Below are 13,281 nucleotides of genomic sequence, written 5' to 3' on the forward strand. Positions count from 1 at the left end.
TGGGAGTAATAATTATTTTATTACTCCTTTTTTTAATTTATAAATATGATGAAAAACCTTCTAATTTTAATTTTATTGATCATTTTCACTTCTTGTAACAGTCAAGTAAGTAAAAAAATAAATATTATTGATTTACCTACTTTAAAAAATGAAGTGATAGGTAAAGATGTTCAGTTAATTGATGTTAGAACTGAAAATGAATATAATTCGGGTCACATTGATGATGCTATAAATATCAATATAGCCAATGAAGATAATTTTAAACAAAAAATACAGGAATTAGATAAACACAACCCAGTCTATATTTACTGTCATGCTGGAGGTAGAAGTAATAAAGCTAGTAAAATAATGGAGGGTCTAGGATTTACTGAAATTTATGATTTTTCTGGAGGGTGGAGTACTTGGATTAAGAAATAATTATAACAAATTTACAAATAAAAAAAGACAACCGTTTGGTTGTCTTTTTTTATTTGTAAGTGTAACCAAAGTTACTGTTAAACTAAACTACAATACATACATTTATAAAATATTTAAAATCATGAAAACTACAATCCAAATACAAAATTTAAAATGTGATGGTTGTGCTAAAACCATTTTATCAAAATTATCTTTATTAGAAAATATTTCAAATATTACAGTCAATATAGCAGAGTCAAGCGTAAGCTTTATTTCAAAAAACAAAGAAAATTTAGTTTCAGTTAAAAACAAATTAATAGAACTTGGTTATCCTGAAATTGATACTAAAAACTCTATAATTTCAAAAGCAAAATCTTTCGTTAGTTGCGCTTCTGGAAAATTGAATAATTAATTCAAATATTCGTGAAAATGAAATCCCATTACCTTGCATTACTAGTCGTTTTTTTATCAACACTTTTGTTTTCAGGTTGCAAAGAGTCAAAAAATAAGAACTATAAAACTAAATTAAAAATAAACGAGGCAACGTATAATCATCCAGGAAGAGTTTTGTTGGAAAAAAATTGTTATGTATGATAATCCTTCAGAGACTCATAAAAATAGATTAGCACCTCCAATGGTAGCCGTAAAAATACACTACCTTAATAATAATATTACTAAAGAAGATTTTAAAAAAACATTTGGAATTTTGTTAAGCTTCCAACTGAAAATAAAAGTAAAATGCATGGTGCTGTTAAAAGATTTGGTTTAATGCCTTATCAAGAATTTTCAAAAAAAGATATAAATCTTATTTCAGATTATTTATACGATTATAAAATTGATGAACCAGATTGGTTTAAAACGCATTTAAAAAATGAAAATAATTGAAAATGAAATATTTCAATGAACAAAATAATTAACTATACTTTTATTTTATTATCAATACTTTTAATCACTCATATTTCACATTCACAAGAAAATAAAGCCACACATTATAGTAGTTGGAACTCTCTAACTATTTTAAAAAATTTCAGTAAAAAGTGGTCTGTAAATACAGAGTTTCATTTTAGACGCACCTCTTTTTTTTCTGATTGGGAACAATTTATTATCAGACCCTCAATTCACTATAAATTTGAAAAAGATTTAGATATAGCTTTTGGCTATAGTTATATCCAAAATTATAGTTATTCAGAATTTAGCATTCCTGTTGATGCTATTGAAAAAAATATTTTTCAGCAATTAATATTAAAACATAAGTTTATTAACTTTATCTTAAATCATAGATTACGATTTGAAGAACGTTACATAGATAATATTATTCAAAATGAAAATCAGACTTTTTTAATTTCTGGAACAAAATATAGAAATAGATTTAGATATAAATTTCAAGTGAGTTTACCTGTAATAAATATTGAAAAAGAAAAATCGTTGAGTTTTGTTGTTTATGATGAAGCCTTTTTAGATTTTGGGAATAGTTTAAGTCTAGAAAAATTAGATCAAAATTGGATGTTTATTGGTTTTGTAATTCAACCAAATAATCATGTAAATATTCGAACTGGATATCAAGATGTTTATGTTAAAAGAAATGAATTATTCGTTAACAATAAAATCTGGGAAACAACTTTAACTTATAAAATATAAATAGTTTTATGAATTTAGAACTTAACGACGCATTTTGGGACAATAGGTATTTAAATAATGATGTAGGTTGGGATTTAGGAGAAATTTCAACACCTCTAAAAACTTATTTTGACCAACTTAAAAACAAAGACCTCAAAATACTGTTTCCGGGTTGCGGAAATTCATATGAAGCTGAATATTTGCATAAACAAGGCTTTAAAAATGTTTATGTTATAGATCTTTCAAAAACTGCTTTATCAAATCTTAAAAAGCGTGTTCCGTCTTTTCCGAATCCAAATTTAATTCATCAAGATTTTTTTGACTTAAATACCTCTTTTGATTTGGTTATTGAACAAACTTTTTTCTGTGCTATACATCCAAATTTACGGGTTAATTATTCAAGAAAAATGCATGAGATTTTAAATAGAAGTGGTAAAATAGTTGGTTTACTTTTTAATAAACAATTAAACACAAACCAGCCACCTTTTGGTGGTAATAAAGATGATTATACTGGGTACTTTAAACCTTATTTCGATATTGAAATTATGAATGCTTGTTACAACTCTGTACCCAGTAGAAAAGACAAAGAGTTATTTATAAAACTAATCAAAAAATAATTTAAAATTTGTTTAGCACTTATGGTTTTTTCTCAGAAAAACCATAAGTATTTTGTCCTATAAAATCTTTAGGGAATTTTTCATCACCAGGAAAACCGAGTTGAATAGTTCCGCTATCTTCAGGAATATAATTTGTATTAAAAATATAATCCCATAAACTTAAACTAATACCAAAATTTACTCCATATTTTCCTTCAGGTAAATCGTAGGCATGATGGTATAAATGCATAACTGGATTATTAATAATGTACTTGAGTGGACCCCAAGTAATTTTAATATTAGAATGGTTAAAATGTCCAATAGTAATTGCTAAAAAATGTACTATATAAGCTTGTTCTGGCTCAAAACCAAACAATATCATTACCCCAAAAGTTTTTAAAGGTTTATAAAGTATATTCTCCATCCAATGATATCTCAAATGAGCTGCAAAGCCCATTTCTTTGACGCTATGATGAACTTTATGAAAACGCCATAAAACAGGATATTTATGTAATAACGTATGAGTAAACCACTGAACAAAATCAAGGACAACAAAAAATATTAATAACTGTATCCACATAGGCCAATCAGAGGGATCAAAAATGGCTAATGTTTTGTTTGTTATACCAATATCAAGAAAAGCTACTTGTAATAATTTATAAAAACCACTTATTGCTATTGAAAAAATGAAAAAATTAAAAAACATATAAAATCCATCCAACCAAAAATCTTTTCTGAATATTGATTGCTCTTTTCGCCATGGAAAAGCCATTTCTAAAAACCAAACAAACAAAGAAATCAAAATTAATCCCCAAAAATAGTTAGTATACCAAGGCACTTCAAAAATTATAGACTTCCAAGTCCAATCAATAGTCCCATTAAAAGCGCTTACAAATGCATTTATATATTTTTTCATAATTAATTAAATATTGTAGTTATAGTATCCTGTTCTATTGGTAAGTCGTTAAAATAACTCCATTCTATCCAAGAACCATCATAATTTTTTACATTTTTATAACCTAATAATTGAGTTAAAACAAAGGTGGTATGTGCTGAACGAACACCACTATGACAATAAGCAATTATAGTATCATTATTAGAAGCAAAATTTTTATAAATTTCTAGAAGCTCTTCTTTAGATTTTAATTTCATATCACCATGAAAATTGATAGCTCCAGACCAATCAGTTAATTGGCTGTTAGGAATATGACCACCTCTAAAAGCACCATTTTTCTGTCGTTTTCCAGAAAACTCTTCTTGCGATCTGGTATCCAAAATAACTCTACCTCTATTTACAGCTTCCATCATTTCTTCTTTAGAAATATAATATTTCATTGATGTTGTTTTAGGTAATTTAAATGTTGATTTTTCAATTTCACCAATTTGTGATGACACATCACCATTATTTAATTTCCAAGAATTTATACCACCATGAAACAGTTTTACATTTGTAAAATCATAATTCTGCAATATCCACCATAATCTTGAAGAATCACACAATCCATTATCATCATAAATGATAATTGTATCATCATTATTAATACCTAAATTACTAAATAATTCTTCAATTTGGAATTTATTAGCCATCATACCTTTATAAGGATACGAATTGTTTTCAATGTCATTTCTCCAAATATTGACAGCTCCTTTTATATGTTCTTTTAAAAAGAATTCAGGCTTTCTAAAGTCTACTATTTTGATGGTTGGATTATTAGCTATGTTTATAAAATCCTCAACTTCAATTAAGTATTCAGAAGTTACTAATACAGTTTCATCATTTTCTATATTAAGATTTTGATTGGCTTGCTTTTTACATCCAAAATTGAAAAATAATAAAATTAATATGTTAATCCTCAAGGTCATACCAATCAAAATTTTCTAAATTAGCTCTTCTTCCTACTTCCTCAACTGGATAGTTATCAACTAAATACGTTACTATAATTTCTTGGTTTTTACCTAAATCCCATAAATTTTGAGTTTCTTGCATCCATCTAATCGTTGCATTCCATCGTTCTTTACTCATTCTGTTTTGAGTTACTAATTTTGATGAATGGCAATTTGTACAATTATTTACTACCGCCATTAAACCTTCGGCATCTATAAGTCCAGTTCTAACATGTATACCATTTTCAATTCTATTATCGTCTAATACCTCTATTGGAGCTGCAATGTAAGTATCTCCTTCAGTAAATCTAAAAGTTGAGAAACTAGGGTCTATCATGTAAAAAACTAATAAGGCACCTGCAATTATAAAAAGGCTAAAAAGTAACATCAACTGATGATAAACTTTTTTTATTCCTTTCCTAAAATCTTCATTTTGAGACATCTATTTAACTTTAATTGCAATTCGGTGACATGCATTATTTAAATATCCTTTAGGATTCCAACCAGGTAATAACATAGGTTGAGAAGTTCCTTGGGTGTCAGTTGCTCTAGCCCAAACTTCATAGTATCCTTTTTTAGGAAAATTAATATTCGCACTAAAGTGTTGCCATGCTAATCGATTTATAGGAGATTCTAGTTTACAAAATTGCCATGTAGCACCAAAATCAATAGAATATTCCATTTTAGAGACCTCCAATTCACCAGCCCAAGCATGCCCTCTTATATTTAGAGATTTACCCTCATTAATTGTTGCGCCAGTTTTAGGATATGTAATTAAGGACTTTACAGGCATGGATTCGATAATACACATAGCCTCATCATTTACCTTTTCTCCAGGAGCAACAGGTTCACAAGGTACTCTGTATGAAGATCCTTCCATTTTTTCTCCATCATGGATTTTATTTCTCACACTAATTCTCTGTAACCATTTGCCAGAAACTGAAGCTGGCCATCCACCAGCTACCAGACGTAATGGATAACCATGTCCTACAGGAATATCTTCACCATTCATCTTAAAAGCCAAAAGTGTTTCATCTTGAAGTGATTTTATCATTGGAGCTCCTCTTGAAATTGGTTCTTTTTCAGGATCTCTACTTAAATGAACATCTGCGGCATGATAACCAATGTAAACGGCATCATTTTTTATACCAACATCTTCCAAAACATCACGTAATCTAACTCCTGTCCAATTAGCACAATGAACAGCGCCAACAGTCCATTGATTACCTTTTGCGGGCGGACTAAATTCACTTCTTCCATTACCTCCACATTCAATAGTTAATTGGTACGTATGATGTTTAAATTTTGATTTTAATTCTTGCAAAGTATATGTTTTTTGTTTTTTAACAGATTCTCCATCAATAGTTAGTGTCCATGTTTTCACATCTATAGTTTCTGGAATCAGTCCATTATTTCTAATAAACATGAATGGATTTGGAGTAATTTTATCATCTAATAAATGTGCTTGTGCCTCAATATTCCATGGTTTATCATTCAGCACAACCATTTCTTTATTTTTATTAAACATTTTAAAAGGATCTGGGTCTTGTAAAGCTAATGGCTGATAACCCTGAAATAAGTTTGAACCAAAAACAATCTCAGTGCCAATTAAGGTTGCAAAACTGCTTAAGGTTGCTTTTTTTATAAAATTTCTTCTTTTCAAAATGCTTTAGTTTAATTAGTTGGAAAATATAAGAAACAAGGTATGATTTTTAAAAGATAATTTTTGTAACAAATGTTACAAAAATTAAAATAACTTATTTAGATCTTTAAAATAATTTCAAATCCTTTAGATTAAACTCAGAAACATAGATGAATAATAAGTAAATTAGTATTACTTGTTTGAAGTATAATAATTTATGAACCGAATAAATAAGTTTATGAAATTAGTAATTGTATGCTTTATGTGTATAATTATTTGCATATTGATAGTTTTATTAATTAAATAATTTAAATATTATGAAAAAAAACATGGGAGGTTCAGACCGCTTAATAAGATTAATTGTAGCATTAATTGTAGTGATTTTATATTGGAAAGGATTTATTGAAGGCACTTTAGCTTATGTTTTACTTGCATTATCAGCCATATTTGTAATAACAAGTTTAGTGAGTTTTTGCCCGCTTTATACACTTGTTGGTTTAAATACTTGTAAAGTAAAAAAGTAAAACCTTTTAAAAATATTATAAATAAAATTAAACCCTTTGTAACAAAAGTTACTTCGGTTAAAAATTTTATGTATTAACTTTAACTAGTTAATTTCAACAAAAACTAAACTAAAATCATGGATAAGCATTATCAAGTATTAATTATAGGAGGAGGAACCGCTGGTATTATGGTAGCAGCTCAACTACTTCATAAAGATAGAAATCTCAAAATAGGTATTATTGAACCCGCTGATACGCATTATTATCAACCAGCATGGACATTAGTTGGTGCAGGCACCTACGATTATGATAAAACAGCACGACCCATGGGTGATATTATTCCTAAAGGTACAGATTGGATTAAAGATTATGCTTCAGGATTTAATCCTGAAAAAAATTCGGTTTCAACAAAATCGGGTGGTGATATTACCTATGATTATTTAGTTGTAGCTCCCGGTTTGGTTTATGATTTCTCATTAGTACCAGGTTTAGGAGATGCCATGGATAAAGGTGTAGTTTGTAGTAATTATACTGATCCAAAAAATACTTGGGAAGTGCTTAAAAACTTTAAAGGAGGGACCGCATTATTCACGCAACCTACAACTCCTATAAAATGTGGTGGTGCACCTCAAAAAATAATGTATTTAGCTGAACATTATTTTAGAAAAAATGGTGTTAAAAATAAAACCAATATTGTTTTTGCAACTAATGGCGGTGTCATATTTGGAGTAAAATCAGTTGCTGAAACACTCTTGAAAGTTAATGCAAGAAAAGATATTAATCTTCGTTTTGGGTACCTCTTGAAAAAAATAGATGCTGAAAAACAAATTGCATGGTATGCCCTGGGTGATAATAAATCAGAAATAAATCATAAAGATATTAAAATTTCTGAAGAAGGTGATTTAGTAGGTATACACTACGATATGCTTCACACAGCTCCTCCATCAGTAGCTCCAAAATTTATACAAGATTCTCCTTTAGTAAACGATGCTAAATGGCTAGATGTAGATCATCATACTTTACAACATAATAAATATGTAAATATCTTTGGTTTAGGTGATGTGGCTGCTTTACCTACTGCAAAAACTGGTGCTGCTATTAGAAAGCAAGTGCCTATTGTAGTTGATAATATTTCACTTCTAATGAGTCAGAATAAACTAGGAACCAAATCATATAATGGCTATTCTTCTTGTCCGTTAATTACAGATTATGGTAAAATGGTGTTAGCAGAATTTGATTATAAAAGTAATTTTACTCCAGATCCACAATTAAAAAAAATGCTAATTTTTGATTCTTCGAAAGAGCATTGGAGACTATGGATTCTTAAAAAATATATGTTACCGTTTTTGTATTGGAATAAAATGATGAAAGGTAAAGATGTTTAAGAATTTTTAAGTAACATATGTTACAACGAAACTTAAAAAAAAACTCTTATTTTGTAAAAAATTATAACGAATGAATTGGATTTTTGAACCTTGGCCTTGGTATATTTCTGGCCCTATGATAGCATTTATAATGCTTTTATTAATTATGGTTGGTAAAAATTTTGGAATGTCTTCAAATTTACGAACCATGTGCACTATTTGTGGTGCAGGAAAAAATACAGACTTTTTTAAATTCGATTGGAAATCTCAAAAATGGAACTTAGTAGTTGTTTTAGGTGCTATTATTGGTGGTTTTATTGGATCTCATTTATTAACAAATGATTTTGCCGTTAATATAAATCCAGAAACTATATCTGATTTAAAGGTGCTAGGTTTTAATAGCGCAGGTAAAGCATATCTACCTACCGAACTTTTTGATAATTCTGTATTTAGCAACTTAAAAGGAATTACATTATTAGCTCTAGGCGGTTTACTTGTTGGCTTTGGTGCTAGATATGCTGGAGGTTGTACTTCTGGGCACGCAATATCTGGTTTAAGTAATTTACAACTCCCCTCTTTAATAGCTGTGATTGGTTTTTTTATAGGCGGATTGGTTATGATTCATTTTTTATTTCCATTAATTTTTTAAGCTATGATAAGAACACTAATTTATTTATTAATAGGGATTGTATTTGGTATTACCATGTTTAAATCCGAAGCTTCTTCATGGTTTCGTATTTATGAAATGTTTAAGTTTGAATCATTCCATATGTATGGTATTATTGGTTCTGCCTTAGCAGTGGGTATTATTTTTGTACAAATTATTAAACGTAAAAAACTGAAATCGTTTTATAAAGAAGAAATCATTTTTACTCCAAAGGATAAAGGTATTGCGCGCTATTTAATAGGAGGTATTATTTTTGGCTTAGGTTGGGCATTAGCAGGCGCTTGTCCCGGACCCATGTTTACACTTCTAGGTGCTGGATTTTTCCCAATTTTAATAGTAATCCTTTTTGCTGTTATAGGAACTTACGTTTATGGTTTATTAAAAGATAGATTACCGCATTAATTTGTCTTCAAAAATTCAAGATTAATTAGTTCAATCTGCAAAAGATTATTAAGATTAATTATTTTACAGGAGAAAACTACTAAAAACATATTTAGCTTTTTAGTGGTTTTTTTTATGAATATATTTTAGTTGATTCATAGTATTGCGATCAATGAAAATATCGTCATACTACAGATGACGATAGTAATTAAGAAATAAATACATCAAAAATAAAAGTATAATCGTATTTTTAGTTTCAAAATTTAAAGCACTATGAAAAACTATTATTTTGTTCTAATCTTATTATTATCTCTAGGGTTACAATCTCAAAACCAATTTGAATTATCTTATCATTTACCTCAAAATGTAACCTATAATCAAAAAATACCAACTCCTGAAAGTGTCCTTGGTTTTAAAGTTGGAGAATGGCATGTAACCCATGACAAATTAGTCGAATACATGAAAACACTAGCCACTATTTCAGATAGAATTTCTATTGAAAACAGAGGCAAAACTTTTGAAGGTAGACCAATGATTTTACTAACCGTTACTTCACCAGAAAATCAAAAAAATATAGAATCTATTAGGTTAAATCATTTAAAATTAACTGAACCAGGTAGTAATGATTTGAGTTTAGAGTCTATGCCAATTGTTGTTTACCAAGGTTTTTCAATACATGGAAACGAGCCAAGTGGCTCAAACGCTAGTCTAATATTAGCATATTATTTAGCTGCTGCTAAAGGCCCAGAAATAGACAAATTACTTAAAAATACTATAATTTTATTAGACCCATCATTTAATCCAGACGGGTTACAACGATTTGCATCATGGGTAAATGTAAATAAAAGTGAGATGTTGAATCCAGACCCTAACGATAGAGAATATAACGAGGTTTGGCCTAGAGGCAGAAGTAATCATTATTGGTTTGATTTAAATAGAGATTGGTTACCAGCTCAATTACCAGAATCTCAAGCAAGAATTCTAACTTATAATAATTGGATGCCTAATATTTTAACAGATCATCACGAAATGGGAACTAATTCTACATTTTTTTTTCAACCTGGTGTTCAATCAAGAGTCCATCCTTTAACCCCTAAAGCTAATCAAGAATTAACAAAAGAAATAGGAAATTTTCATGCAAAAGCCTTAAATAGTATAGGTTCTCTTTATTTTACTGAAGAACGATATGATGATTTTTATTATGGTAAGGGGTCAACTTTCCCTGATATCAATGGTGCTATTGGTATTTTATTTGAGCAAGCGAGTTCTAGAGGTCATGTACAAGAAAGTGATAACGGACTGTTAACCTTTCCATTTACCATAAGAAATCAATTTACAACAGCTTTATCAACTCTCGAAGCAGCAAACCAAATGCGGCTAAAACTTTTAGATTATCAAAGAGAATTTTTTAGTAATGAAAATAAAGAAAACTCAAAGAATACAACCAAGGGATTTGTTTTTGGTAATAATGAAGATGAAGCCAGAACATTTCATTTCGCTGAAATATTAAAAAGGCATAACATCAAATTGAATAAACCCAATAGCGATATTAGTTTAAATGGCAAACTGTTTAAGAAGGAAAGCAGTTATATTGTTTCTTTGAATCAAAAAAGAAGTACTGTCATTAAAGCCATGTTTGATAAAAGAACAACGTTTACAGATAGTCTTTTTTATGATATTTCTGCCTGGACCTACCCTATGGCATTCAATTTAGATTATGCAGAATTAAAATCTACTTCCAACTTTGGAGACTTAGCAGAAAATATACAGTTAAAAAATGGTGTAGCTACCAACAAAAGCGATTATGCTTATTTAATGCCATGGCATGAGTATTATGCGCCTAAAGCCTTAAATAAAATACTAGAGAATGGCATTAGAGCAAAAGTAGGCTTACAGCCGTTTACTTTAAACAATGAAACCTTTGATTACGGGACCATTTTAATTCCTGTTAAAAACCAAAACTTAAATGAAAATGAATTATTTGAGATTTTAAATAAAATTGCTTCTGAAAGTTATGTTAAAATAACTGCTGTAAAAACTGGATTAACTATAGGTATCGATCTAGGGAGTACTTCATTTAAAACCATAGAAAAACAAAAAGTAGCATTATTGGTTGGAGATGGTGTAACTTCCACTGATGCTGGAGAAATTTGGCACTTATTTGATCAGAGATACCACATGCATATTACCAAATTAGATGTAACTAATTTAGGTAGCTTAGATTTGTCAAAGTATACATCTATAATTTTACCTAGCAATAGAATGAATTTAGATAAAGGAACCATTACTAAATTAAAAACTTGGGTAAAAGATGGCGGAACACTGATAGGGTACAAAAACGCAGTAAAATGGCTTACTTCCAATGAGTTTTTAAAACTAGATTTTATTGAAACTAAAGTTAAAGCAAAAAATATAAGTTTCGAGCAAAAAGAAGATTTTAGAGGTGCTCAAAGCATAAGTGGTGCTATTTTTCAAACAGATATTGATAGATCTCACCCTATAAACTTTGGATACAAAAATGACAAATTAGCAGTATTTAGGGATACTGAAATATTTATTAAACCTGATAGCTTAAGCTATAACAACCCTATAAAATATTCAAAATCTCCGCTATTAAGTGGATATATTTCTAAGGAAAAATTAGAAGATTTAGAAGGTACAGTCCCATTTCAGGTAAAAAGATCAGGTAGTGGTAAAATTATTGTATTTACTGACAATACTAATTTTAGAGGGTTTTGGTATGGTACCAATAAATTATTAATGAACGCTATATTTTTTTCCAAAACAATGTAAACTAAATATTTGAATCATGAAAAACACAATATTGTTATTTGTTTTAGTAAGCATGATATCATCATGTAATGAAAATACTAAACAAACTGAAAAACTTATTACAAGAGAAGCTAACTCTTTAGCCATAGTTATACATGGTGGTGCAGGTGGTGTAACCAGAGAAAATCATAGTCAAGAGCAACAGGAAGCTTACACAAAAAAATTACAAGAAGCTTTAGATGCAGGTTATACTGTTTTAGAAAATGGTGGAGTTTCACTAGATGCTATTCAAGCTGCCATAAATATCATGGAAGATTCTCCTCTTTTTAATGCTGGAAAAGGCGCTGTTTATAACAGTGAAGGTAATCAAGAAATGGATGCAGCTATTATGGATGGAAGTAATTTAAATTGTGGAGCGGTTGCTGGTGTTAACCACATTAAAAATCCAATTTTAGCAGCTCGTTTTGTTATGGATAGCACAAATCATGTTTTACTAACAGGCAAAGGTGCTGAAATTTTGATGGCGAATTATGGCTTAGAAATGGTTGATAGTACATACTTTTTTACTGAAAAACGATTCAATCAATTAAAAAAAATACAAGGAAAAGAACTATTAAAGTTAGAACATAGTACTGCTTATTTAGAAAATAACCATCTGATTGATGATCATAAATTTGGAACTGTTGGAGCCGTTGCTATAGATAAGAATGGCAATATAGCAGCTGGAACTTCTACAGGTGGAATGACCAATAAAAAATATGGAAGAATTGGAGATTCACCTATTATAGGTTCAGGAACTTATGCCAACAACCTAACTTGTGGAATTTCAGCCACTGGTACAGGAGAATATTTTATGAAAACAGTAGCTGCTCACGAGGTATCAAATTTAATTCAATATAAAGGCTTGAATCCTCAGGAAGCTTTACACGAGGTACTATTTAATCAAATAGGAAAACTAGGTGGCGAGGGTGGTATGATTTTGCTTGATAAAGGTGGGAATGTTTATTGGGACTTCAATTCTAGTGGAATGTTTAGAGGTTATAAAAAATCTAATGGTGATAATGTTGTTGAAATGTTTGAGATGGAATAATTATAGAAGCAACTTCAAGAACTGCCTTAATAAAAGGTGATTGGGTATTAATACCACCTTACAATGGGCCAAAAATTGAGACTCAAGTAAATATTGAATTAGGTAATTCAGGTGAGTTTATGCTTTTTAATTTAAAGGAAGATCCATCTCAACAATATAATTTAGCAACAAAAAAACCAGATAAACTAAAAAGTATGATTACCGAATTTGAACAAATTAGAGGAAAAGAATACACAAGTATAGAAGCTCTAGAACTGCATTAAAAACAAAAGTTAAATCAATGTATTTGGTTACTTTATTTTTACATTTAGGACTTGTTTCCAAAATTGGAAAGCTCTTTTATAGATTCGTTTGAATTCAAATAATATG

16 protein-coding genes are annotated in these 13,281 nt (G+C 29.4%); 12 read left to right on the forward strand and 4 right to left on the reverse strand.

Annotated features, from left to right (window positions below):
- Nucleotides 1–48: 48 nt before the first annotated feature.
- The 5 genes from AC1XJX_RS04960 to AC1XJX_RS04980 all read left to right on the forward strand — a co-directional run bounded on the left by AC1XJX_RS04960 (nucleotide 49) and on the right by AC1XJX_RS04980 (nucleotide 2,630).
- On the forward strand, nucleotides 49–417 hold the full coding sequence (locus tag AC1XJX_RS04960; protein ID WP_482002864.1) for a rhodanese-like domain-containing protein: 369 nt from the start codon (nucleotides 49–51) through the stop codon (nucleotides 415–417).
- A gap of 121 nt (nucleotides 418–538) precedes the next feature.
- On the forward strand, nucleotides 539–808 hold the full coding sequence (locus tag AC1XJX_RS04965) for a heavy-metal-associated domain-containing protein (protein ID WP_482002865.1): 270 nt from the start codon (nucleotides 539–541) through the stop codon (nucleotides 806–808).
- Nucleotides 809–1,134: 326 nt separating this feature from the next.
- A complete protein-coding gene (locus AC1XJX_RS04970) occupies nucleotides 1,135–1,281 on the forward strand; it encodes a hypothetical protein (protein ID WP_482002866.1) in 147 nt (48 codons plus the stop codon).
- A 15-nt stretch (nucleotides 1,282–1,296) separates the two neighbouring features.
- Nucleotides 1,297–2,034 carry a DUF2490 domain-containing protein gene (locus AC1XJX_RS04975; RefSeq protein WP_482002867.1) on the forward strand — a complete coding sequence of 246 codons (738 nt, stop codon included), beginning with the start codon at nucleotides 1,297–1,299 and terminating at the stop codon, nucleotides 2,032–2,034.
- Nucleotides 2,035–2,042: 8 nt separating this feature from the next.
- The gene (locus AC1XJX_RS04980; protein ID WP_482002868.1) at nucleotides 2,043–2,630 is read left to right on the forward strand and encodes a methyltransferase domain-containing protein; all 588 of its coding nucleotides are present in this window, start codon (nucleotides 2,043–2,045) and stop codon (nucleotides 2,628–2,630) included.
- A gap of 19 nt (nucleotides 2,631–2,649) precedes the next feature.
- Here AC1XJX_RS04980 and AC1XJX_RS04985 read toward each other — a convergent pair whose 3' ends face one another.
- The 4 genes from AC1XJX_RS04985 to AC1XJX_RS05000 are packed head-to-tail and all read right to left on the reverse strand — an operon-like array spanning nucleotide 2,650 to nucleotide 6,156.
- Nucleotides 2,650–3,525 (reverse strand): sterol desaturase family protein, encoded by an 876-nt coding sequence (locus AC1XJX_RS04985; RefSeq protein ID WP_482002869.1) that lies wholly within the window; start codon nucleotides 3,523–3,525, stop codon nucleotides 2,650–2,652.
- 2 nt (nucleotides 3,526–3,527) lie between these two features.
- Nucleotides 3,528–4,472, reverse strand: coding sequence for a sulfurtransferase (locus tag AC1XJX_RS04990; RefSeq protein ID WP_482002870.1), 945 nt, complete (start codon nucleotides 4,470–4,472; stop codon nucleotides 3,528–3,530).
- Nucleotides 4,456–4,935 (reverse strand): monoheme cytochrome C, encoded by a 480-nt coding sequence (locus AC1XJX_RS04995; RefSeq protein WP_482002871.1) that lies wholly within the window; start codon nucleotides 4,933–4,935, stop codon nucleotides 4,456–4,458. Before AC1XJX_RS04995 ends, AC1XJX_RS04990 begins: the two co-directional genes overlap by 17 nt.
- Nucleotides 4,936–6,156, reverse strand: coding sequence for a sulfite oxidase (locus tag AC1XJX_RS05000; RefSeq protein ID WP_482002872.1), 1,221 nt, complete (start codon nucleotides 6,154–6,156; stop codon nucleotides 4,936–4,938).
- Between the two features lie 296 nt (nucleotides 6,157–6,452).
- On the opposite strand from AC1XJX_RS05000, the gene AC1XJX_RS05005 reads away from it, so the two are divergent.
- From AC1XJX_RS05005 to AC1XJX_RS05035, 7 genes are all read left to right on the forward strand, one after another.
- Nucleotides 6,453–6,659, forward strand: a complete 207-nt coding sequence (locus tag AC1XJX_RS05005) for a YgaP family membrane protein (protein WP_482002873.1) — start codon at nucleotides 6,453–6,455, stop codon at nucleotides 6,657–6,659.
- A 116-nt stretch (nucleotides 6,660–6,775) separates the two neighbouring features.
- Nucleotides 6,776–8,023 (forward strand): NAD(P)/FAD-dependent oxidoreductase, encoded by a 1,248-nt coding sequence (locus AC1XJX_RS05010; protein ID WP_482002874.1) that lies wholly within the window; start codon nucleotides 6,776–6,778, stop codon nucleotides 8,021–8,023.
- 70 nt (nucleotides 8,024–8,093) lie between these two features.
- Nucleotides 8,094–8,651: a YeeE/YedE family protein gene (locus AC1XJX_RS05015; RefSeq protein ID WP_482002875.1), complete on the forward strand. Its 558-nt coding sequence runs from the start codon at nucleotides 8,094–8,096 to the stop codon at nucleotides 8,649–8,651.
- 6 nt (nucleotides 8,652–8,657) lie between these two features.
- Nucleotides 8,658–9,071 (forward strand): YeeE/YedE family protein, encoded by a 414-nt coding sequence (locus tag AC1XJX_RS05020; RefSeq protein ID WP_482002986.1) that lies wholly within the window; start codon nucleotides 8,658–8,660, stop codon nucleotides 9,069–9,071.
- A gap of 252 nt (nucleotides 9,072–9,323) precedes the next feature.
- Nucleotides 9,324–11,843, forward strand: coding sequence for a M14 family metallopeptidase (locus tag AC1XJX_RS05025; protein ID WP_482002876.1), 2,520 nt, complete (start codon nucleotides 9,324–9,326; stop codon nucleotides 11,841–11,843).
- A 16-nt stretch (nucleotides 11,844–11,859) separates the two neighbouring features.
- Nucleotides 11,860–12,912 carry an isoaspartyl peptidase/L-asparaginase family protein gene (locus AC1XJX_RS05030; protein ID WP_482002877.1) on the forward strand — a complete coding sequence of 351 codons (1,053 nt, stop codon included), beginning with the start codon at nucleotides 11,860–11,862 and terminating at the stop codon, nucleotides 12,910–12,912.
- 119 nt (nucleotides 12,913–13,031) lie between these two features.
- Nucleotides 13,032–13,175, forward strand: coding sequence for a hypothetical protein (locus tag AC1XJX_RS05035; protein ID WP_482002878.1), 144 nt, complete (start codon nucleotides 13,032–13,034; stop codon nucleotides 13,173–13,175).
- Nucleotides 13,176–13,281 lie beyond the last annotated feature (106 nt).

It is taken from the genome of Flaviramulus sp., from assembly GCF_982512915.1.